This window comes from Cernens ardua, from assembly GCF_051251085.1.
Classification (GTDB): Bacteria; Pseudomonadota; Gammaproteobacteria; order Pseudomonadales; family Halomonadaceae; genus Cernens; species Cernens ardua.
In genome coordinates, this window is the sequence record NZ_JBPCZH010000002.1 from 173,014 (window position 1) to 197,163 (window position 24,150).

Annotated in this window: 17 protein-coding genes; 15 read left to right on the forward strand and 2 right to left on the reverse strand. The window is 48.0% G+C overall.

All coding sequences use genetic code 11. The features are described from left to right. Positions 1-109 precede the first annotated feature (109 nt). Positions 110-376 (forward strand): Rdx family protein, encoded by a 267-nt coding sequence (locus LMG33818_RS05285; RefSeq protein WP_442322324.1) that lies wholly within the window; start codon positions 110-112, stop codon positions 374-376. A 199-nt stretch (positions 377-575) separates the two neighbouring features. Here the strand turns inward: LMG33818_RS05285 and LMG33818_RS05290 are convergent, their stop codons facing one another. Beyond that, positions 576-1,613, reverse strand: coding sequence for a CorA family divalent cation transporter (locus LMG33818_RS05290; protein ID WP_442322325.1), 1,038 nt, complete (start codon positions 1,611-1,613; stop codon positions 576-578). 195 nt (positions 1,614-1,808) lie between these two features. On the opposite strand from LMG33818_RS05290, the gene LMG33818_RS05295 reads away from it, so the two are divergent. The 14 genes from LMG33818_RS05295 to LMG33818_RS05360 all read left to right on the forward strand — a co-directional run bounded on the left by LMG33818_RS05295 (position 1,809) and on the right by LMG33818_RS05360 (position 22,880). Further along, positions 1,809-2,519 carry a hypothetical protein gene (locus tag LMG33818_RS05295; protein WP_442322326.1) on the forward strand — a complete coding sequence of 237 codons (711 nt, stop codon included), beginning with the start codon at positions 1,809-1,811 and terminating at the stop codon, positions 2,517-2,519. Between the two features lie 273 nt (positions 2,520-2,792). Continuing rightward, a complete protein-coding gene (gene glyA, locus LMG33818_RS05300) occupies positions 2,793-4,055 on the forward strand; it encodes a serine hydroxymethyltransferase (RefSeq protein WP_442322327.1) in 1,263 nt (420 codons plus the stop codon). Positions 4,056-4,412: 357 nt separating this feature from the next. Further along, a complete protein-coding gene (locus LMG33818_RS05305) occupies positions 4,413-5,837 on the forward strand; it encodes a mannose-1-phosphate guanylyltransferase/mannose-6-phosphate isomerase (RefSeq protein ID WP_442322328.1) in 1,425 nt (474 codons plus the stop codon). Between the two features lie 305 nt (positions 5,838-6,142). Further along, positions 6,143-7,525, forward strand: a complete 1,383-nt coding sequence (gene cpsG / locus LMG33818_RS05310; RefSeq protein WP_442322329.1) for a phosphomannomutase CpsG — start codon at positions 6,143-6,145, stop codon at positions 7,523-7,525. Beyond that, the gene (locus tag LMG33818_RS05315; RefSeq protein ID WP_442322330.1) at positions 7,525-8,319 is read left to right on the forward strand and encodes an ABC transporter permease; all 795 of its coding nucleotides are present in this window, start codon (positions 7,525-7,527) and stop codon (positions 8,317-8,319) included. Before cpsG ends, LMG33818_RS05315 begins: the two co-directional genes overlap by 1 nt. A 2-nt stretch (positions 8,320-8,321) precedes the next feature. Further along, the gene (locus LMG33818_RS05320; RefSeq protein ID WP_442322331.1) at positions 8,322-9,632 is read left to right on the forward strand and encodes an ABC transporter ATP-binding protein; all 1,311 of its coding nucleotides are present in this window, start codon (positions 8,322-8,324) and stop codon (positions 9,630-9,632) included. A gap of 19 nt (positions 9,633-9,651) precedes the next feature. Next, positions 9,652-11,835: a class I SAM-dependent methyltransferase gene (locus LMG33818_RS05325; protein ID WP_442322332.1), complete on the forward strand. Its 2,184-nt coding sequence runs from the start codon at positions 9,652-9,654 to the stop codon at positions 11,833-11,835. 9 nt (positions 11,836-11,844) lie between these two features. After that, on the forward strand, positions 11,845-14,415 hold the full coding sequence (locus LMG33818_RS05330) for a glycosyltransferase family 4 protein (RefSeq protein ID WP_442322333.1): 2,571 nt from the start codon (positions 11,845-11,847) through the stop codon (positions 14,413-14,415). A gap of 166 nt (positions 14,416-14,581) precedes the next feature. Then, entirely contained in the window at positions 14,582-15,877 is a 1,296-nt protein-coding gene (locus tag LMG33818_RS05335; protein WP_442322334.1) for a glycosyltransferase family 4 protein, read from the forward strand. An 88-nt stretch (positions 15,878-15,965) separates the two neighbouring features. Beyond that, entirely contained in the window at positions 15,966-17,114 is a 1,149-nt protein-coding gene (locus tag LMG33818_RS05340; RefSeq protein WP_442322335.1) for a glycosyltransferase family 4 protein, read from the forward strand. Beyond that, positions 17,107-18,507, forward strand: coding sequence for an undecaprenyl-phosphate glucose phosphotransferase (locus LMG33818_RS05345; protein WP_442322336.1), 1,401 nt, complete (start codon positions 17,107-17,109; stop codon positions 18,505-18,507). Before LMG33818_RS05340 ends, LMG33818_RS05345 begins: the two co-directional genes overlap by 8 nt. Positions 18,508-18,845: 338 nt before the next feature. Beyond that, complete coding sequence (gene dld / locus LMG33818_RS05350; RefSeq protein WP_442322337.1) at positions 18,846-20,600, forward strand: D-lactate dehydrogenase; 1,755 nt, start codon at positions 18,846-18,848, stop codon at positions 20,598-20,600. 50 nt (positions 20,601-20,650) lie between these two features. Beyond that, positions 20,651-22,006: an O-antigen ligase family protein gene (locus tag LMG33818_RS05355; RefSeq protein WP_442322338.1), complete on the forward strand. Its 1,356-nt coding sequence runs from the start codon at positions 20,651-20,653 to the stop codon at positions 22,004-22,006. After that, the gene (locus LMG33818_RS05360; RefSeq protein WP_442322339.1) at positions 21,987-22,880 is read left to right on the forward strand and encodes a glycosyltransferase family 2 protein; all 894 of its coding nucleotides are present in this window, start codon (positions 21,987-21,989) and stop codon (positions 22,878-22,880) included. Before LMG33818_RS05355 ends, LMG33818_RS05360 begins: the two co-directional genes overlap by 20 nt. A gap of 141 nt (positions 22,881-23,021) precedes the next feature. Here LMG33818_RS05360 and LMG33818_RS05365 read toward each other — a convergent pair whose 3' ends face one another. Then, complete coding sequence (locus LMG33818_RS05365) at positions 23,022-24,134, reverse strand: glycosyltransferase family 9 protein (protein WP_442322340.1); 1,113 nt, start codon at positions 24,132-24,134, stop codon at positions 23,022-23,024. Positions 24,135-24,150 lie beyond the last annotated feature (16 nt).

Here is a 24,150-nt window from a genome sequence, read left to right on the forward strand (position 1 = left end):
CAGGGCAGCTTTATGTTTTATCGTAGTGAGGAGTAAAGACGTTATCTGATCGCGTAAAATCAAAAGGTTAACTGCATTAGCCAAATACCGCTTGAATGGAGGAGGGATTGTGAAAATTGTTATTTACTATTGTACACAGTGTCGTTGGCTACTTCGTGCAGGCTGGTATGCACAAGAGTTGTTGCAAACGTTTGGTGAAAGCCTTGACGAGGTCGCACTGGCACCCTCACATGGAGGACGTTTTGAGATTACCCTGGAGGGAGACGTCTTGTGGGAACGCGTCCGCGATGGGGGATTTCCCGAGATAAAAGTACTTAAGCGCAAAGTGCGTGACCGTATCGATCCGGAACGTAGTCTAGGGCACGTGGATCGTTGACACGTCGTTAAATTTGGTCCGAGCTGTTCCACCGACGTGGGTAAACGTGGATGGAACACCTCTTTTCCTGCCTAAGGCGGTGCTATTTATCTGCCTAAGGCGGTGCTATGGCGATAGTGAAGGCTTTAACGGCTGTTTCCCCTCTATTCATGCGGTGTTAGCTTTCAACGTTTGCCCCTTGCATGGAAGTCGTTGTGCCCTAGAATCTGTGAGGGAAGTGTTGATTTCTGCGTTCTGCGGCAATGCGCTTGTGTTTTTTACGCCATTGCCAGAATTTGACTCCTGTGGGGATCAGTACGCTGATAATGGCACAAATAATAACGACTATATAGAACGCATGTTTATCCGAAGCACCAGGGATGCCCCCCACATTGATACCGAGTAGGCCGGTTAAAAAGCTCAATGGCAGGAAGATAACGGAAATGAACGACATCAAGTACATGCGGCTGTTTAACAGGTCACTATGTGCGTTGATAATCTGATCCTGAAGCATCGTAATTCGATCCTGTAATGCTTTAAGATCTTCGGAACAGCGGTTCATGTGGTTGACTACTTCGCGTAACGATAAACGGTAGGTTTCCGTTAGACCGATGGATGGGTCGATCAGGCGCGTCAGGCTGGTAAGCTGGGGATCAACAAAACGGTTCAGGGTAATCATCGGGCGCCTAAGCTGTGCCAGTGATGATATGGTGACGTTTTCACCGTCAATGAACTGTTCTTCATAGGTGCTCAGGGATTGATCAATTCTCAGCAGGAATTCACCCAACTGATCCACCATGCGATCCGAGAGCTCTGCCACGATACCGGTGAGGTCTGTTGGGCCTGAGGATGAAGGAAAGGTCTCGCGGATTTCCTGTACCACTTTCAATGGGCGACGACGCAAGGTGATCAAGCGATTTCCGCTCATCCAAATGCGTACTGAAACGAGATCATCGGGAGCACTGCCTTCGGTTAGATTAATCCCCTGCAATGTTGCCATGATACCATCAGGGAATTTGGCTACCCGTGGGCGAACGGCAGATTCCATCAATGCATCCGAGACATTGCTCTCCAATCCGGCCAGCTTCTCCAGAAAGTAGGGGGTATCTTCAAATCTGAAATCGAGGTGCATCCACAAAGGGGATGGATCATTGGGCCAGCTTTTTATTAATTCGTCCTGACCGATTTCCTCGCCGTGCCCGTGACCATCAAGTCGAATGGCGCAGACAAACGCGGATTGTGTCTCGTTAAGTGTCATGAAAGCCCTCCCTACGGGCTATTTCGTCGATGTAACATGTTCGATTCAGCCAATGAGCAGCGTAGAATGGAGTAGTTAACACAGACTGACTCGCATTCTGAACTCCACAACGTCGCCAAGGCTAAGTGTACGCTGTTAGCCGATAATCGAATGTGTCAGAATACGCCACATTTCCAACCTTTCTGTGAATTTAAAGTGAAAAATGAATTTTCTACCGCAAAAAACAGCGTGCAAGTCCCTCAATTGAATTCGCGTGAAGTGCTTGCGACTCTCGTGCGTATCCTTCTCTATGTTGCGCTGTTTGCAGGTTATTGTCGTGGAATACTATGGGATGCTGCACGGTTGGTTCCAGACAATCTGAAATTTTCCGAGCGCTCCTTTACCGAAGTGGGGCAGAGCCTGCTATTGTGCCTTGCCATCGTTCTTTTGCTGTTCGCGCGCAAGCGTTACCGTGTCTTTTCTGTTGGAATGATGGGGCTGGCGATGTTTTTGCTGGTGTCTCTTGTCAGAGAAAATGACTATTGGCTGGATGCTATCGCACATGGCTTCTGGGCGTATCCTGCAATCGTTATCATTGCCTTGACAGCACGCTATCTTTGGATCATGCGCAAACGGTTCATTGATGAACTTTGTCTGTTCATGAGTACTCGCTCCTTTGGACTATTCATTGGAGGATTCCTGACGGTTTATGTCTATTCACGTCTGATAGGTCGTCAAGTCGTATGGGAAACCGCCTTGTCGGATCACTATGTCAGAATCGCCAAAAACATGGGCGAAGAGGGTACGGAATCTCTGGGTTATCTATTGATAATCTGTGCAGTAATCGAACTGGTTGTTCTTGCCCGAGCGTTGAGCCGTCGTATCTCCAGCCAACCTGGTATGAAGCCGTTGTCATCTGTTATATAACGTTTGTTGTATAGCATTCGTTTCCCGTGTGTAAAGCGCATAAAGGCACGTCGGCGACACGAGAGAATGTGAAACCGACATTCGTCGTGTAATGGACTTCAGCCTAAGGTATGATGTCGCCCATTGGGCTATGCCGCATGGTTCAAACGAGACAAGAGTGAACACGTCGTTCAGTCTCGTTCTGACAGAAAATGTGTGATTGAAGCGGTGCGTACCCAAGCGCTTCTTTCAACTGATGCACTGTTTTTTTAATGTTACTCCGAGGAGTCCTGCATGTTTACTCGAGACATGTCCCTGTCTGGTTACGATGATGCGCTGCTGAATGCAATGAAAGACGAAGTTCAGCGTCAGGAAGATCACATTGAGCTGATAGCCTCAGAAAACTATACCAGCCCCCGTGTGATGGAAGCGCAGGGCTCTCAGCTAACCAACAAATATGCAGAAGGCTACCCCGGCAAACGTTACTATGGCGGTTGTGAGTTCGTTGATGTTGTTGAAAATCTGGCCATTGAACGTGCTTGCGAGTTGTTTGGTGCTGACTATGCGAATGTTCAGCCTCACTCGGGTTCTCAAGCGAATGCCGCGGTTTATCAGGCATTGGTTAAACCCGGTGACACGATTATCGGGATGAGTCTGGATGCTGGTGGTCACCTGACGCACGGCGCCAAGCCCAGTTTTTCAGGCAAAAACTACAACTCCGTGCAGTATGGGCTGAATGAAGCTGGTCTGATTGATTATGACGAGATCGCACAGCTGGCCAAAGAACATCAGCCCCGCATGATTATTGCCGGCTTTTCTGCCTATTCCCAGATTGTGGACTGGGCACGTTTGCGTGAAATTGCGGACTCCGTGGGTGCATGGTTCTTTGTCGACATGGCACATGTGGCCGGATTGGTAGCTGCGGGGGAATATCCCAGCCCAATCAAACATGCACACGTGGTAACAACGACTACGCACAAAACCTTGCGAGGCCCTCGCGGTGGCTTGATTCTTTCAGCCGCAGGTGATGCCGATCTATACAAGAAACTGAACTCGGCCGTTTTCCCCGGGCAGCAGGGTGGCCCGCTGATGCACGTGGTCGCCGCTAAAGCGGTATGCTTCAAAGAGGCTCTGGAGCCTTCCTTCAAGGATTATCAGCGTCAGGTTGTCGTGAATGCCAAAGCCATGGCAGAAGTCTTTATTTCCCGTGGGTATGATGTCGTTTCCGGCGGGACTGAAGATCACCTGTTCCTGTTGTCCCTGGTCAAACAGGGCATTACTGGCAAGGATGCTGATGCTGCGTTGGGTCGTGCGCACATTACGGTAAACAAGAATGCCGTGCCGAATGATCCTCAAAGCCCCTTTGTGACCTCAGGGTTACGTATTGGTACACCTGCCGTGACTACGCGTGGCTTCAAGGCGGCGGAGTGCAAGGATCTCGCCAACTGGATCTGTGACCTGCTGGATGCATTGGCGGCTGGCGACAGCAGTGCCGAAGAGCAGAAGGTACAGGCCAAGGTAGCTGAGGTGTGTGGCAGGTTGCCGGTGTATAAATAAGTCAGGCAAATATTTCATGCACTTTTTCAGGAAAGTGCATTGGGTCTATATCCACTGTTTTCTGTGATAGGAAACGGTGGATATTTGCGTCAGGGGGTATGAGCCTCAAGATTGACGAATATCCGTTATTACCCATTTTGGTGATATGTTCCTGCTCGTTTTTGTAAGAAGATGTTACCCAAATGTTGCATTCTGGATAACTGTGTTGTCTCAGCGCTTACCAATACCTCAAAAGTTCAGTAAGATATCCTATTATCTTGGTGATCATTATCATTCATGTAGTCTTTGCAGGCCTTTGATAAAAACAGCATTTTCCGAAGTGATTATCACAAAGGCGTTTTATATAAGGATTGTTTCATGGCGGCTGATTCCGTTATCGTTCCTGTAGTTATGGCTGGTGGCAGTGGGTCTCGCCTGTGGCCTCTTTCCCGCAGCCTCAGACCCAAGCAGTTTCTTGAGCTGCTGGGTGAAGGTAGCTTGCTCCAGCAGACGATTCAGCGTCTTGAAGGCCTTAACGTTCTTGACCCGGTCATTATCTGTAATGAAGAGCACCGCTTTCTTGCTGCTGAACAGGTACGGCAGGCCCATATCAAGGGGGCGTCGCTTATTCTTGAACCAGTAGGGCGCAATACCGCGCCAGCCATTGCGTTGGGTGCGCTACAAGCGATCAGGAATGAAGGTAAAAAGGATGTTCTGATCCTTGTGCTTGCAGCGGATCATGCGATCAAGCAGAAAGAAGCCTTTCACGAAGCTGTTCAAAAAGCGCAACCGTTGGCCAGTGCTGGGCAGTTGGTCACCTTTGGGATCGTCCCCAGTCGCCCTGAAACCGGGTATGGTTACATCCAGCGGGGCGCACCCACCGGTGAAGGCTTCAAGGTGGAACGTTTTGTCGAAAAACCTGATGCCGAAACAGCCCAGGAGTATCTTGATAGCGGTGAATACCTCTGGAACAGTGGCATGTTCCTGATGCGTGCAGATGCCTATCTGGATGCATTGGCGCAGCATGCACCCGATATCCTTTCCGCCAGCGAAAAAGCAATGGAAGGTTCTTCCCACGATCTGGACTTCATCCGAGTCGATAAAGAAGCCTTTGCCTCCAGCCCGAGTGATTCCATTGACTACGCCATCATGGAAAAAGCATCCAATGTCGATGTTGTCGCCATGCAGGCGGGGTGGAGTGATATTGGTTCGTGGTCATCACTGTGGGACATCAGTCCGAAAGATGAAAACCATAATGTCCTCAATGGTGATGTCATCAGTCAGAATACGCATAATACATTGGCTTATTCTACCCATCGATTGGTTGCCACCGTGGGTGTGGATGATCTGGTGATCGTGGAAACAAAAGATGCAGTCATGGTGGCGCATAAGGATCGTGACCAGGAAGTCAAACAACTGGTAGAGCATCTGTCCAGGACAGGCCGTGCTGAAAAAGATAATCATCGCGAAGTTTATCGCCCCTGGGGCAAGTACGATTCTATTGACATGTCTGCTCGTTATCAGGTGAAACGCATTACGGTTGCACCGGGACAGAAGTTGTCGGTACAGATGCACCATCATCGTTCCGAGCATTGGGTTGTTGTTTCCGGTACGGCCCTCGTGGGTATTGACGGTGAAGAACGTTTGGTAGCGGAAAATCAGTCGGTTTATATTCCTCTTGGCTCTACTCACTTCATGGCAAATCCGGGTAAAATTCCGCTCGAGTTGATTGAAGTACAGTCTGGTGCGTATCTGGGTGAGGATGATATTGTCCGTTTCGAAGATATCTACGGTCGCGGGTAACATGCCGTGATCTTCCCTTTGGCAATAAAGCTTGATTCGTACCTCTAACGGGTCGACAAACAGCAAAGTCCAACGATAGCCAAAGGGTGCATCGATGAGTCATTTACTGCTGGCTGTTCAGGGGCTGACGCCTTTTGCCCGCTTCAATTTCTTGTGAATCGGCAATACGTAAAGTGTCGGCATCCATTCAATATATGATTATCAAAGCCTGTTTTCTCAACGTTCCTGATGGCATTTTCTCGCCACCAGGGGCTGGAAGCAGGCTTCCGTGCATTCAACCGTTATCCAAGGGTAAGTTTTAAACCATGCCACAGCTCAAGTGTTTCAAGGCATACGATATTCGGGGCGAACTGGGCCCTGAACTGAACGAAAATATCGCCTATCGTATTGGTCGTGCTTATGGAGAGTTTCTGAAACCTCGCACGATAGTCGTCGGTGGGGATGTTCGGGAAACCAGTGAATCGCTTAAGAAGGCATTGGCGAACGGTCTGTTGGATGCGGGAAGTGATGTATTGGATCTTGGTTTGACCGGTACAGAAGAAATTTACTTCGCCACCTCATACTTGGATGTTGATGGCGGGATAGAAGTGACCGCCAGCCATAATCCCATGAATTACAACGGTATGAAGCTGGTCACGAAAGGGTCGCGTCCTATCAGTGGTGATACCGGGTTGCGTGATATTCAACGTCTTGCCGAGGATTCAACGTTCGCCGAAGTGAGCGCAGATCAACGCGGGCAGTATCGCAAAACGTCCGTACTGAAAGAATACGTCGATCATCTGATGGGCTATATCTCTCTTGATAATATTGATCGCCCGTTGAAACTGGTGGTGAATTCAGGCAATGGTGCTGCAGGGCCTGTGATTGACGAAATCGAGAAGCGCTTTGCTGCTGCCAATGCGCCTGTAACTTTCATCAAGGTACACAATCAGCCTGATGGTTCCTTCCCGCATGGTATTCCCAACCCTTTGCTGCCTGAGTGTCGTCAGGACACGGCGGATGCGGTTATCAAACATAAAGCCGATATGGGGATCGCTTTTGATGGCGATTTTGACCGGTGCTTCCTTTTTGATAATGATGGGCAGTTTATTGAAGGATATTACATCGTAGGGCTTTTGGCAGAAGCTTTCCTGAAGAAGGACCCCGGTGCCAAAATTATTCATGATCCACGCCTGACCTGGAATACCGTGGATGTGGTCAAAACTGCCGGGGGGGAGCCCATTCTCTCCAAAACCGGTCATGCCTTCATCAAAGAGCGAATGCGGAAAGAAGATGCTGTTTACGGTGGAGAAATGAGCGCGCATCACTACTTCCGTGACTTTGCCTATTGCGATAGTGGCATGATCCCGTGGTTACTGGTAACAGAATTATTGTGTCTGAACAATCAGTCGCTTAAAGCGATGGTTGAGGATCGTCAGGCTGCATTTCCTGCTTCGGGAGAAATCAACAGCACTCTCAACGATGCTTCCGCGGCTATTGCGCGTGTGCGTGCGGCTTATGAGCAGGATGCCATCAATGTGGATACGGTGGATGGTATCAGCATTGAGTACCCTGAATGGCGTTTCAATCTGAGAAGTTCAAATACGGAGCCGGTCGTACGCCTGAATGTTGAATCAAGAGGCGATACAGCGCTGATGCAGGAAAAAACTCGAGAACTCCTCGCCTTGTTGCGAGAGGAGTCGTTGTAATGAATGGTATGTTGTCATCGGTCTATCGTTACCGTGGATTTATCATTGATAGTGTCAAACGTGATTTTCAATCACGCTATCAGACAAGTTTTCTAGGAGCCATTTGGCTGGTATTACAGCCCCTGGCCATGATTCTGGTCTATACCGTTGTTTTTTCTGAGTTGATGCGAAACCGCTTGGCCGGTATGGAAGGCCCCTTTGCATATAGTATTTATCTTTGTGCCGGGGTTTTGACCTGGGGGCTTTTCACTGAGATGCTTTCCAATCTGGTTAACATCTTTCTGGCAAACGCCAATGTACTTAAAAAACTGGCATTCCCTCGCATTTGTCTGCCTATTATTGTGACGGCCTCGGCCATTATCAATTTCCTGATCATTTTCGCGTTATATTTGATCTTTTTGATCTTTACCCATAATTTCCCCGGCTGGGTCTTCCTCACGATCATCCCGGTACTGGCTATTCAGATTGTGTTTACGCTCGGATTAGGCATTATTTTGGGTGTGTTGAATGTCTTCGTGCGGGATATCGGGCAATTCGTTACGATTCTTCTGCAATTCTGGTTTTGGTTTACCCCCATCGTTTATGTGGTGAAGACGTTACCTGCCAGTGTCGCTCCCTTACTGAACTATAACCCGATGGCGGTGATCGTTCACAGCTATCAGGTCATCATGCTCTATCATCAGTCTCCTGACTGGAAAGCACTCGGTATTATCGCCATTATTTCACTTGTTCTGGTGGCATTCGGTTGGCATCTGTTCAAGAAACATTCTGCTGATATTGTGGACGAGATTTAGTAATGATTATTGAAGTCAAAAATGTAGGAAAGGCTTACAAGCATTACTCGTCCAAATGGAAACGCCTGCTTGAAAAACTAAGCCTTAATAAAAATGCTGATTATCACTCCAAGCATTGGGTGCTTCGCCACATCAATTTTAGTGTTGAACCAGGCGAGTCCATCGGTATTGTTGGGGTTAACGGCGCGGGTAAAAGTACGTTGCTCAAGCTACTGACGGGGACTACCCAACCTACCGAGGGTAGTATCCACATTCATGGGCGTGTTGCTGCCATTCTTGAGTTGGGAATGGGCTTCGATCCTGAATTTTCAGGACGACAGAACGTCTTGATGTCAGGTTTGATGATGGGGTTCAGTCGTGAAGAGATGGAACGACTCATGCCCAAAATCGAGGAATTTGCAGACATCGGTCATTACATTGATGAGCCGGTACGTGTTTACTCCAGTGGTATGCAAATGCGTTTGGCATTTGCAGTCGCTACATCATCACGGCCTGATATTTTGATCGTGGATGAAGCGCTGTCAGTTGGGGACTCCCGTTTTCAGGCAAAATGTTATGCACGTATTGCCGAGTACAAGGAGCAGGGTACTACATTGCTGTTGGTGTCTCACAGTGCCGGTGACGTGGTACGCCAGTGTGACAGGGCAATATTTCTCAAGGATGGTGCCATCGAAATGGATGGTCCGGCCAGAGATGTGACCAACCTCTATATGGACGAGCTGTTTGGCAAGTCCGGTACCGTTAATCGGGATACAGAAGAGGATGATTCTGAATCCGAGTCATCTTCTGCGCAGACGGCAACAGGCATGTCGATCGCCTCCAGCAAGGATGTCTATGACACACGCCCCGGTTATCGCCCTGAAGAGTACCGCTGGGGGCAGGGTGGAGCACGCATTGTCGATTACCGGATTGAGTGTGGTGGGGAAGAGTTTCCTTCAACCATCGAAGCCAATGAAGTCGTCAACTTTGAGGTCAAGGTCAAGTTTGATTATGATTTTGACAGCGTAGTGCCGGGAATCTTGATCAAGGCGCTTGATGGCCTCTTCCTTTATGGTACAAACTCCTTTTTAGCGTCGGACGGCAAGGAGCATATTGCTGTCTCACGAGACGACGTCAAAGTATTCCGTTTCAGCTTTCCGTTGGATCTGAACAGTGGCGATTATCTTCTCTCCTTTGGAATTTCAGCCGGGAACCCGCATGCGGAGCTGACTCCTTTAGATAGACGCTATGATTCCGTTATCTTGCACGTTAATAAGCCCATGGGCTTCTGGGGGATTGTAGATCTTAAATCTACATTCACCACCAGTCATTGATAATCAATAAAGTGAATGAATGACTACTCTTCTTGAACAGAAAGTCGCCGACTTGCCAGAAGTTTACCAAACCATCTATGGCCATCCTGAATGGGATACGAATGCTTCACGTGACTGCAATGAACGTCTAGGACTGATCGAGCATCAGTACAGTGTGTTGTCTCACCAACTGGGTCGCCCTTTACGGGTTTTGGATCTGGGGTGCGCACAAGGCTTTTTCAGTCTTAGCCTTGCGGCACAGGGAGCACATGTCACCGGTATTGATTTTCTGCCGCAAAATATTGCCGTTTGTCAGGCATTGGCAGATGAAAATCCGGGGTTTTCCATTCAATTCAGAGAAGGGAAAATCGAAGAAGTCATAACGGTGTTGGAAGAAGGTGAATTCGACCTGGCGATTGGGTTGAGTGTTTTCCACCATATCGTTCACATGCATGGGCTTGCCAAAACGCGTGAATGGATTGATCGCCTGGCGACTGTTACCAGTGCGTTAATTCTCGAGCTGGCCGTCAAGGAAGAGCCTTTATATTGGTCAGTCTCGTTACCTGAAGACCCCAGTGAGCTCATTGCAAGTTGCGCGTTTTATCGTGTGCTGGAGCAGTTTCCGACGCATTTGTCGGAAATTTCGCGCCCTCTTTACATTGTCAGTAACCACCTTTTGTTGCTTGAAAACTTCACGGGCGAATTCAAGTCATGGGCTTCTCAGCCCTATCGTGGGGCGGGTAATGCCCATCATGGGTCACGCCGTTATTACTGGGGGGAGCATTTTTTCGCCAAGGTATTTAACGAGGCACTCGTCACCGGTCAACAGCTTAAAGGTGATCGTGAACGTAACACGCGTGAGCTTCAGCAAGAGTATGATTTTCTTTCAGCGCCGCCGGAGCATTTTGACGTTCCCGAGCTGATTGCTTATGGCACGGACGATGTTCTCCAATGGCTTATTGTTGAATCATTTAGTGGTGAACTATTAAGTGATTTGATAGCCCGTCATGTCTCTATTAACAGAGAAATTATTCTGGGCAATCTGTTGAAACAGCTTGTTCTGTTGGAAAAAAATGGCCTTTACCATGATGATGTTCGGCCATGGAATGTCATGGTGTTCAAGGATGAAGCCTGTCGTCTGATTGACCTGGGTTCGATTTCTCCTCAGCGGATTGACTGTGACTGGCCTAAAAATCTAATACTTTCATTCATGGTATTCGTGAATGAACTTTATGGCATTCAAAGTTACTTTAATGGGTTACGTCGCTCGGCTCCCATCAATCCATTTAACTTGCCTGCAGCAATCCGTAATTGGCTCTATGCGGTTTGGAAAACACCCGTCGAGGAGTGGAGCTATCAACTTTTAGAGACACTCTACGAGCAACGTGATGCCTTGCCTGATGCTTCCCATGGGATGACGGCGGTCGAGCAGTGGTTGAGCGCGCAGGAAGAAATTATTCTACAGAGCCAATCCATACTGCTGGATGTCACCCATCAGCAAGCGCACTTGCTGCACCGTTCTTTGGATCATGAGGAACAGCAATCTTCATTGATGGAACAGCAGATAGCGACAACACGGAAACATGATCGTTTGGAGCGGCGTTTTACCCATCTGATGGAAGAAGTGGCGCTATTGCAATCACGACACAATGAGCATCTTGATCTATCACGTAGTCTGACCGAACGTGTCGATAAGCTGACCCAAGATGAAGAGATAGTCATCCCCAAAACACCGGATGAAGAACGTGCAGAACTTCAGCAGGCGTTACATGGACGCACTCAGGAATTGGATGAGGCACATGCTGAAATTCAACGTCTGGTTGATGAAAATCATCACTTCAGAAGCGAGCTCGACATTCTGCATAATAGTCGCTCCTGGAAGATAACCCGAGGATGTCGATATGTGGGTAATCAGTTAAGGAAACTGAAGCATGAAGGTATTGTTAAGCGTGTTAAAGCCTTGATCAAAAAAATCCTGCGACGAATTATTGAGTTCTTGCGTTACCACCCGCGTATCAAGGAGTGGTTCAAAAGCATGCTGCAACGCATTGGGTTATTCGCTTTGGCTGAGAAAGTGTATTGGAAACTTTACAAATCTCAGCAAAACGAGCCTGTGAGCATGGCTGAACATCAGATCAATACATTACAAATACAACTTGATCATCCTGATTACTTGCCGAACGAAGTACGTGATATTTTCAATTATTTAAAAAACAAGGGATGAGGATCTGAAGTGCACATTCTTATTGATCTTCAGGGATGCCAATCGGATAGCCGTATTCGTGGAGTGGGGCGCAGTACGCTCGAAATGAGCCACGCGATTATCCGGCTGGCGCAGAGCAAAGGGTACAGAGTTAGCGTATTACTCAATGGCATGTATCCGGTAAATAATATCAATGAGGTGAGAAGCCTCTTCAGCGATGTGCTGGTTCAGGAAGACATGTATGTTTTTTCTGCTTTGGCACCTACCGCTTATTGTGTTGAAGAAAATCATGATCGCGATAAAGCGGCAGAAGCGCAGAGGGCGATTGCCATTGCCAATATTCGACCCGATATCGTTTTTATTACCAACCTGTTTGAAGGATATGTAGACGATTACACAGTGTCGATTCCAGATGTTGAAATGCCATGGAAGACCGTCTGTGTTTGTCACGATCTTATCCCTTTGCTCAATAAGCAGCGCTATTTGAGTGAGCCGCTTTTCAATGATTTCTACATGCGCAAACTGGAAGAGTTTGAGCGTGCAGATGCGGTTGTCGCAACCTCGATTTCCACTGTGGGTGAAGTGCTGGCCAACACCCACCTGCCTGAAGAGCGCGTAGTGGACATTTCATCCGCTGCAGGCCATGAATTCAAGAAGATCAACTATTCTGACGCCTACATCAAGGCATTCAGAAAGCGCCATAAGCTACCCAAAAAATATGTGCTTTCTCTTGCGATGATTGAGCCTCGCAAGAATGTAGAAGCATTGATTGAAGCCTATAGCAAGCTGCCCAAAGCAGTGCAAAAAAGCTATCCCCTGGTTTTTGCTTACCGTATATATCCGGAGGATGTTGAGCGTTTGCAGGGTCTGGCTAAACAACATGGGTTGTCGCCTGATCGTTTGATCTTTACAGGATACCTTCCTGATGACGACCTGATCGCGCTTTACAATCTATGTTCGTTGTTTGTATTTCCTTCTCTTCATGAAGGATTTGGTTTGCCCGTTCTTGAGGCTATGCAGTGTGGTGCGCCTACGATTACATCCAACGTGACCAGTTTGCCTTACGTGATTGGTTGGGATGAAGCGACCTTCGACCCTTACGATGTCAATGATATCGCGCGTGTTTTGAAAAAAAGCTTAATGGATCAGGACTTTCATGCTCGGCTGAAAGCACATGCCTTTGAACAGGCCAAAAATTTCTCCTGGGAAAAGACAGCGAGCACAGCCATGTCCGTGTTCGAAAAGGTGAATGCTGAACGTGTCCAATCGCCCATGGATATTGATCAATATATCAATGAGCAAATAAATACCATTCGGAATATTTCTTCGTTTGATGATGCACCGATGCTCGAAATGGCATGGTCGTTGGCACGTAATACTTTCCGTAAACAAAATCGGAAACTGTTGGTGGATGTGTCCATCCTTAAGGAACACGACGCAAAGACCGGTATACAGCGTGTATCTCGCAATATTTTGCGTGAGTTGCTGAAAATTGATGTTCCCGGGTATCAGATCGCTGCGGTGTATTATCGCTCGGGCGAATGTTACCGCTATGCCAATGACTTCATGAATACCAATTTCGGTACCCACTTTGGTGATGACGAACCTGTTCTCTTCACCAAAGATGATGTCATGGTGGTAACGGATCTGACAGCACACTTCTTTCCCGAGTTGAATAATGAACTCGACCGTATCAGAAGCATAGGGACCAAAGCCTGCTTCGTGATTCATGACATCATGCCCATGAGGCACCCGGAATGGTCTTCCGAGGGAATCAACCGCGTATTTCCCATCTGGTTAACGTCATTGGCGGAACATGCGGATCGTCTGATTTGTGTTTCAGGCAGCGTTGCCGAAGAGGTACGTGTTTGGCTTGAGGAGAATTCCGAAACGCTGAAACCAAATCCGGGGTTGGAAGTGTTCAATTTTCATTTGGGGGCCGATATTCCCCGGGAAAAAGACGCCGATGAATTGTCTGATCAACAGAAACAATGGGTTCGTAAAGTGACGGAAATCCCCTGTTTTCTGATGGTAGGTACAATTGAACCTCGCAAAGGGCATGAGCAGGTATTGAATGCCTTCGAATTGCTTTGGCAGAAAGGTGTTCAGGCCAATTTATTTATTGTGGGTAAACCTGGCTGGATGGTAGATAGCCTGTGTCGCCGTATTCGACATCATCCACAAATAAACAAACACCTTTTCTGGCCAAAAGATGTTAGCGATGAGCTTTTGACTGAGCTGTATGATGCGTGCTCGGCCTTGATCTTTGCTTCCTATGGTGAAGGATTTGGTTTGCCATTGATTGAAGCGGCTCAGCGTAATTTGCCTGTGATTGTGCGCGATATACCTGTTTTCAGGGAAATTGGTCAACATGGCGCTTTCTTCTTCTCCGGATTAGAAGCGAATGATATCGCGATGGCGATCACGCAGTGGATTGATCTTTACCAGCGCAATGAACACCCGAAACCCGAAGATGTACATTGGTTGACCTGGCGACAAAGTGCAGAGCTGTTGCTTGAGCAACTGCCACTGATTCCGGCTGAGAGAAATGGCCGTATTAGTGAACACGTGATCGAAAATGTAGTTGAGCAGCAGTCATGATACCCAGCTTACGGTCATGAGCTTTTACGATTGAAGTGTTATGTGAAGTGTTATGACCAAGGGTGTTGACTCCCTTGGGCATATTCATGCCTACAACTGGCTATCCATGGCGGGTGCGCTTTGAGGAATACTAGCAGCCAATATCCTCTACTGATGTGCACTGCCTATGACAAGAGGTCAGCTTGCCAATCAAGAGAGATACATCCAATGGCCGAATGCCATGAAGTCTGATACCTCAACGCATGTGCCGCCGATTGCTCATACTGACTTGGGAACAAAGAATACCTATGGCTACGATGCCCGTTGGGTGGGGGAGCATGGTATCGGCCGGTTTGCACGCGAGATTCAGTTGCGTTGTTCCGGACTCGCGCCATTGTCATTAAAGGGCTCTCCCAGTAGCCCCTTGGACCCCATCAAAAGTGCCGCCTGGTTGTTGATGCATCCGCATCGTCGTTTATTTTCCCCAGGTTATAATGCTCCCCTGTTTGGGGCTTCCCGTAGTATTTTTGTACTTCATGATCTCAATCATATTGAGCGCCCTGAAAGCCGTAGTTTCCTCAAATCTCTCTACTACAATAGTGTGATCAAGCGGGGGTGCCGGCGCGCAATGCGGGTATTAACCGTATCCGAATATTCGCGTCAAAGAATACTGGCATGGAGCGGTGTTCCCCCTGAACGTATCGTGAATGTCGGCAACGGGGTGTCTGAAGTATTTACATCCCATGAAGAAAAGAATGAAAAAGGGATAGTAAAGGCGCTGTTTGAGTCTGCATTGTTTCAAAGACCCTCGTCGCGAAGCTCATTGTCGCCAACAGACCCTCCTGAAAGACAAGGTGATCAAGATCATGGAGTCCGGCCGCCAAAAGGGCAGTGCAAAGACTTGGCGCCCATGGATATTGATGGTTTTGTCAGTCTTCTGAATGAAGATAGCGAGCTTTTTACCTATTTTTTGTGCGTAAGTAACCGGCGCCCACATAAAAATGAAAAAGGTTTACTCACTGCCTTCGCAAAGGCGGACCTGCCACCCACTGTTAAATTGGTATTCACCGGTCATTTAACACCTGAACTTGATATGGCACTGAATGAACTGGGACTTCAGGGGCGTGTCCTTTTTGCCGGGAAGGTCAATGATGTGATGTTGGCGATGCTTTATCGACAAGCTCGCGCATTGTTATTTCCATCATTCTACGAAGGATTTGGCCTGCCTGTGGTGGAGTCCATGGCCTGCGGAACCCCTGTCATGACTTCAACGACAACCTCGTTGCCCGAAATAGCAGGTGGAGCTGCCATGTTGGTGGACCCAAAAGATATCAACGCCATTGCCCACGCCATCATCCGGCTCAACAATGACGATAATCTATGTCGAACCTTGAGTCGCAAAGGTCTTGAACGTGCGAAAGATTTTAGTTGGGCAGCTGTTGCCACACGAGTTGAGTCAGCCCTGTTACAATGCCTGAACTAATTTAGTGGCATACCCTTTTGCGTATTCTCGTTAATGAATGCGTTTTAAAATAGACAAGAAAAACATGTGTCAGGAGATACAGGTGAGAGTGGCATTGGTAACTGACTGGCTGGTTTCTTACGCCGGTTCTGAACGCGTTGAAGAAGCGATACTGAGGCTTTATCCGAATGCAGATGTCTTTACCTGTGTTTATGATCCTTCCAGGTTTGAAAAAACTCTTTTCGCCAATGTATCGGTGACCGAGTCTTTCATCTCGCGGCTTCCCGGTGCACGCAAGCATTATCAGAAGTATCTGCCTTTGATGCCCCTGGCAGTAGAGCAGTTTGATTTGTCTGGGTACGATGTCGTTATTTCAAGCTCCCATGCGGTAGCCAAAGGTGTGATTACAGGGCCTGATCAGTGCCATATCTGTTATTGCCATACACCCATGCGCTATGCTTGGGATTTTCAGCATCAGTATCTCGAAGGTGCCGGGCTCACACAGGGTATCAAGGGATTACTGGCCCGCTATTTACTGCATCGCTTGAGAAATTGGGACGTGATTAGTGCCAACCGGGTGGATCATTTTATCGCCAACTCGCGTTATATCGCGCGTCGTATTGAAAAAGTGTATCGCCGGTCAGCGAAGGTTATTTATCCCAATGTCGATACGGATGCCTTTCCGCTGGGTCAACAGAAAGAAGAATTTTATTTGGTGGTCTCCCGACTAGTGCCCTACAAGAAGGTGCCCTTGATTGTTGAGGCTTTCTCCCGCATGCCTGACAAAAAGCTAGTTGTTATTGGAAGTGGAGACCAGCAGCAGGTTGATCAACTAACACACCAGTTGCCTGAGAATGTTGATTACCTCGGTTTTCAACCTGATGAAACTGTCAGGGAATATATGCAACGAGCCAAGGCTTTTGTTTTCGCCGGTGAAGAGGATTTCGGGATAGTTCTGGTGGAAGCACAGGCCGCTGGTACCCCCGTTATAGCCTATGATCATGGTGGGGCGAGCGAAACAGTATTGGATGGGGTTACCGGTATTCTTTATAACGAACAAAGCGCGCAGGCCCTTGTGGCTGCAGTGGAACGCTTTGACGCCAATGGCGTTGAGGCCTCAGCCCAACAAATACGTGAGCACGCAGGGACGTTTTCAGAAGCTGTCTTTGCAACACGAATGCAACAATGCATAACCGCTTGGTATAAAGCTACCATGCTTGAATGTAGTTCCCCCTCTGAAGAGACGCACCATGGCTAATCGTTCAGACCACACTTTGCGTTTTGGTAGGGACTGGGTCGTGGGCTTTTGTCTGCGATGTGCTGACCTATTGTCTTTGATTGTTGCAGGCCTGGCTGCGTATTGGTGGTTGTTTGGACAAAGCCATTTCATTTTGCATGAACGTTATCAATGGGCAATGCTGGTGGGTGGGCTGATTCAGCTTTGGCTTTTTCCATTGGTATCCGTTTATCAATCATGGCGTGGACGTTGGTTGGTCCTGATGATTTTCAGGTTGGTGTTGGCCTACGCCCTGTGGCTGCTGATAGCCGTCGTCGTCATGTTCAGTTTTCACCTTTTTGATTTTTCACGATTGTGGTTAGTGAGCTGGACGTTTTTGTCTGTTTCATTTTCATTGATCTTTCGCGGTATAGCGTATGCCGTAGCATTTCGTATACGTAGTCGTGGTAAAAATTTACGAAGTGTGTTGTTGATCGGTGATGCGGACTCATGTCGCAGTGCCTACAAATCATTGAAACTTGACCGTAGTCGCAGTTTCGAAGTGACACGCGTTCTAGTCGTCAATTATGAGTTTAAGGAACACTTGCACAAGTTCAGTGGTGTCGTTGACAGCTATGATCCGAACTTGAATGTAGCTGTGTCTGAAGACGAAGTATGGGTCTGCATGCCGTTGTCAAAAGGGGAAGAAGCGCACCGTATTATTAACTCCCTGGACACCGTTACCGCCAATATCCGGTTGATGCCGACCATGTCCGATTTGCGTTTGATCAATCATAGTGCCTCTACAATAGCGGGCCTTTATTTGATTAACGTCAGCTGTTCACCCATGACGGGCATCAGTCGGCTCAAAAAACGTATACTGGATGTCACGTTGTCCTGTCTTATTCTTGTGCTGATTTCGCCCCTGTTTTTTCTGGTCATGTTGTGTATCAGACTGGGCTCCGGTTCCCCTGTGTTCTATCGGCAGGAACGCGTGAGCTGGAATGGACATGCATTCCAAATGATGAAATTTCGCAGTATGGCTGTGGATAACGAAAAACAGGGTGTGGAATGGGGCGGTGCCAAAGGCAAATCCGTGACCCGTTTTGGCTCGCTCATTCGACGCACAAGCATCGATGAATTGCCACAGTTTCTCAACGTGCTCAAGGGGGACATGTCCATTGTAGGGCCCCGCCCAGAGCGTACAGTCTTTGTGGAACAATTTCAGTCTGAAATCCCCGGCTATATGCAAAAGCATTTGGTGAAAGCAGGTATTACGGGGTGGGCGCAAGTCAACGGCTGGCGAGGGGATACCAGTCTCGAAAAACGCATTGAAAATGATCTTTGGTATATTGAAAACTGGTCTGTATGGCTGGATATCAAAATCATAATGCTCACGGCGATTAAAGTGCTCTTCGATAAAAGTGCTTATTAATTGATCTGTTCAACACTTACGTCGGCTTATCTTCAAGAAATCATCAGGATGAAAGTATCAAATGGAAAACCTGCTTCTAGAGGTTTTTCTCTTTTGATTCAAAATACTGATATTGTCATCCTGATGCCCTCTATTATTAGTCAATGTGGTATGGTTGCATGTAATCCAGTACTGCAACGTTGAGATATCAATTTTCCCTGTACTTTCCGCTCCGTTGGTTTCCTGCCCTGTTCACAACAGTTTTTCGGTATGTTGACACTGCATGGCCTGGAACGAGTTGGATGTGAACAACGTCAGCACGGAATATCACACCAACAGTAATCATTGGATATACCCTCATGACTGCCTACCCTTCCCATCACTCATCGTCTACATCGGATGCAAACAAACCTTTGCTCAGGCAACTCTCTGAAATTGTGGGCGAGAAATATACGCTAACGAGCGACAGCTCGATGAGTCGTTTTTGCAAGGGAATTCGTTTTGGTCAGGGACGTGCTTTGGCTGTCGTCCAGCCTGGTTCACTTGTTGAACAATGGCGTGTCTTGAAGGCGTGTATCAAGTCAGATGTGATCGTACTGATGCAGGCTGCCAATACCGGGGTGACCGGCGGGTCTACACCGGACGGCGATGACTATGACCGCGACATCGTGATTATTAGTACATTGCGTATGGATCTGGTGCATGTCATCCATGATGGCAAGCAGGTGGTCTGCCTACCCGGTGCCACTCTTTTCCATTTGGAGAAAGTGTTGGCGCCGCTGGGGCGTGAGCCTCATTCCGTTATCGGTTCTTCCTGTATTGGTGCTTCCGTGATTGGTGGCGTAGCCAATAACTCAGGTGGTGCTTTAGTGAGGCGTGGCCCAGCCTATACCGAGTTTTCGGTGTATGCGCAGTGTACAGAAGAGGGTGAGGTAACGCTGGTCAACCACCTTGGTATTGAGTTGGGACGTGATCCGGAGGACATATTAACGCGGTTGGAAAAAGGTGATTTCACTGAAAGTGATATCTCTGATGACGGCGCCGCTTCAGATCATCATTATCAGCAGCATGTCCGAGAAGTCGATGCTGATACACCCGCGCGCTTCAATGCAGATCCTGCTCGTCTGTATGAATCTTCGGGTAATGCGGGCAAATTGTGTCTCTTTGCTGTTCGTATGGACACCTTCGAGCAAGAGTCCTCCACGGTTTTTTATGTCGGCTCCAATAAGACCAAAGAACTCTCTGTACTACGTCGTGCACTGCTGGAACCAACGCGTGAGCTCCCCATCGCCTGTGAATATATGCATCGAAGCTGGTTTGATATCGCGGCTGATTATGGCAAGGATACTTTCCTGCTGATTGAAAAGTTCGGTACCGATAAAATACCGCAAATATTCGCCTTGAAAGGCAAAATTGATGCTTTTTTTGCGCGAATAAATGTTCATGGCGTATCAGATCGTATCGCGCAATGGACATCCCGTTTGTTTCCCGATCACTTGCCCAAACGGATGAGAGAGTATCGTGATCGATATGAACATCATCTGATGCTGAAAGTGCCCAACCATCAAGTGGCGACCACGCGAGAAGTATTGGCCCACATTTTTGAGGGTGGGGAAGGTGACTTTTTCCAATGTACTGAAGAAGAAGGAAACAAAGCCTTTCTTCACCGTTTCGCGGCGGGTGGATCGACGGTACGTTATCGCCTGATGAATCAGAAAGAGGTGGGAGAAATTGTGGCCCTGGATGTAGCCTTACGCAGGAATGATGAGGACTGGTTTGAGCAGTTGCCGGACGAGTTGAACGATCGGTTGGTAAAAAAACTGTATTGCGGGCACTTCCTCTGTCATGTCATGCATCAGGACTATGTCTTGAAGAAAGGGGAGAGCAGCCTCGATTTCGAACATGCGATGTGGAAAATACTCGATCAACGAGGCGCCGAATATCCGGCAGAGCATAATGTGGGTCATCTCTATAAGGCAAAGCCCTCTCTTAAGTCTCACTACATGGCACTCGATCCCTGTAATTGTTTTAATCCCGGTATTGGTCAGACGTCAAAACTCAAGTATTGGGGGCATGAAAAAGGCAGCCTTGAAAACCGGCAAAATTCCAATTAATACCCATTACCCAATAAATGCAGATTCACACAAGAAAACAAGAGCAAAACATGCAGGCCAGTCCTCACACCAAAAAGACGATATCTTCGCCAAATGATTTGAAACTCCATTGGTCGGTGAGGCTACTGGATTCACTGATTATCCTTTCATTGGTCATCGGTTATTTCATGATGTCCTTCGACCGTAATAGTGCCCAACATCTACTTTATGGGGCTACATTTGCAGGATTGTTAGCAGCCGTTCTACGAATATGCCTTGTAACCTGGACAAAGTTCACCTACGGAAACACGAACAATGAATTATCCACTCCGGGGGGATATAAAGCTCCCTTGCAAAGTGGGGTACTCTTCGGCTTATCCACGCTATTATTGGTGGTTGCAGGTGTCTGGTGGGAAGTTGAGTATGGGGCATCTGGTCAACTGGCCTGGATGAATGAAATGGCCTGGAAAGTCTCCGGATTCTGGCTGTGTGCTACCGTACTGATTTTTTATTTTAGCGCCTTCAATGTCGAGATTTTCCGTTACGTAAAGGCTTTGCTACCCATCCTTTGCCTGATAGGGGCAATGGCACTTCTGGTGTCGGGGGGCAAGCAATATTTACATGGTATTCATCGTATTGAGCTAAAACTTGGGTATCCGGTTCCGGCTGGATTCATACTTGCCTGCCTGTTGCTGGTGGCACAGGTGGTATCGGCTTCCATAGTATGTCGTTGGCAACGGATGGCATATCTGGTTGTCATTGCACTGATGACTGCGGTGCTTGTCACATTGACAGGCACGCGTGATGCATTGCTGGTGCTTCTTTTGATTGTAATTGGCCTTCTTTGGGAGTATCGACACGGGCTTCCTCAAAGATTCCGCCAACCCTGGGTATACAGTCTTGTTGTATTGCTCGTCGCAATTGCGCTAGGGGCGGCTTTTGTAGCGCGTTTCGATCAGTTATGGGGTGACCTGGACAGTTTTTTCCACGGAGTGCCTTCGGGATCGATGGGCGGGCGTTTTGTGATTTGGGAAGCCGGTCTTCACTCATTTCTTGAAAACCCCTGGGGGTATACGGGGAATGCACGGTTTATGGTCGTTCAGGGGTTTCTACAACATATTTTGGTCGGTCATGAATTTCTGGTGCCGCATATCATGTGGGCGGCCCAGCATCATATGCATAGTGAATTGATAGAAGCGATGTCCCTGATGGGAGTGGTGGGGTTACTCGCCGTGGTTCTGTTTTACATTACCTTTTTCATGGCATCACGAAGAACCCTCATGCATCCAATGGGGCGATGGCTATGGGGGGGCGTTATCGTCTTCGGACTGGCTGAACCGATATTGAATTCAGACAAAACCGGCCTCTGTTTAGCATTTATCATCCCATTGTGTTTGGCATGTTCACATGACACTTCCTCTCGTTAGCATCATCATCCCTGCATTTGGTCGTGTTTCTTATCTGAAGGACGCGATATATAGTGCATTGGCACAAGATTATTCCGCTATTGAAGTGGTTGTTATCGATGACAATGGTCAGGGAACATCGGATCAACTGGCGACGGCCGCTCTTTTGGCTGAACCCGCATTTTGCGATGTCGTCTATCTGATCAATGACAATAATCTGGGAGTCGCGGCATCACGTAATAAAGCCGGCCATACCGCGAAGGGTCAGTACCTGACTTTCCTGGATGACGATGATGTGTTGATGCCTGAAAAAGTTTCATGCCAGATGCAATTCATTCGTGACGCACCTATTTCCTTAACCGCCTATGAGGAGACGGATGAAGCTCTGCAGAGTATCAAGCGGCAACATCAGCCAGAGATTTGTTCGATCAGTGAATTTTTAACTCACAAGGTATTTTCACAGGCCACGACTCTGCTGATTGAAAAAGCACTTTTTGAGCAAGTAGGCGGCTTTCCAGAAGATTTGTCCTATCGCGAAGATACCTTGTTAGTCATGAGCGCTCTGGCTCAGGTGGGGCAGTTGCATATCGTTGATAAGCCTTTATTCAAGCATCGCATTCATACCCAGGCGCGCTTGTCTCGTCGCCATCGTTCGTTGGAAGAGATGGCCCATATTCATCAACGCTGGTGTGAAGTTCAAGACCAGCTGCTAGCACAAACGGATGATAAAACTGCCCACCGTGTTCGTTTCGAACGGGAGTATGGGTTCTTCAAGGACAGCCGTCGCAATGGGGCCCGCTTCAGTGCCCGATATATCCTTCGTCTTCTGGAGCTGTGCCTACAGGCTGGACAGTTCTCGAAAGTTTTTTCCATTCTTGTAAAGGCCGCCTTTTAATCATTATCACCTCTACTCGATACGCATTTATTGAATAGAGGTGAGTCAGGAGACGTTCACTTCAAGGAAAGCTCATGTCTGAAGCGCCGGTGTGGGATATGATTTGGACAAGGCGGGGTTGCCAAGCCCGATTTGGCAAATCTAATGGCGCTCTGCCAGAGGAATACACCTAATCGCTGCTTCCAATTGTGATTGGGAAAGGTTGTCGACAGGCCCATCAGTGACGATGATCGCATGAGGCTCCCCGGTGGGAATCCAATGTCCTTTGTATTCGCGGTAAATACCGATTGTCGGGCGATCAAAGGCTGAGGCTATATGTAAGATGGCCGTGTCAGGTGTAATGACAAAGGCCGCATGCTTGATCAACGCCGCGCTATGATGAATGGAGCGGGGGAGGTCAGGCAATATGACATGGGGTGAACGCTTGGCCAGCATAGAGGCCTTTTCTTCTCCGGCCGGGCTACATACCACGATCATGGGGAGATGGTAGTGCTGCCAAAGCAGCCGAATGATCATCTCTGCTGTATCCAGTCCTATTTGACGACTGGGTTGGCTTCCATCCAGATTGATCACACCATACGCCGCGTTGCCCTCGAGTTGATGATTGCTTAGCCATTGAACCACCTCATCATCAATAGTATCAGGCAACGGAATTTCAAATCGTGCCGGAACATCGGCAATCCCAGCGTCTTTCATCAAAGTAGACCAGCAAAAGGGTAGTGACACATCCTCCTCATAGAGTTGGCTGGCATGTGCACACACCGGGGCATAACAACGCAAGGAGGAGTTGCTGATTTGCAGGTTGTTTCTTGCATGTAATGTAGAGATAAAGAGGGCGGTTGGATGACCTTTTTTTATAGAGGCGTCGACGCAGAGATCAATGCGGCCATGGGCAACGGTAATAGCTTTTGCTACTTTACGGATAGCCTTCAGATTTCGCTCTTTAAGAGGGGGTATTGTATAAAGCGTGATATTGGATTGTTTACCGTTATTGGCTGCCTCTTTGGACTGCTCAATCATCGGATCGAAAATCATCGCATTCTGATGGGAAGCCACAATGATAATGTGTTCAACCCCATAGGCTTGTAGCGCGCGCACGACAGGGAACGCTGCAAGCGTGTCACCAATCAGGCGAGGAATAAAAATAACGGCAGTGCGTGTTGGTTCGACCGGATAAGGCGCAGGTGTGTAATCATAGCGTTTGGCTTGCAGCCACTTGGTGAGTCCTCGCTCCCAGTCTTTAACAAGTGACATAAATATCTTTACCAGA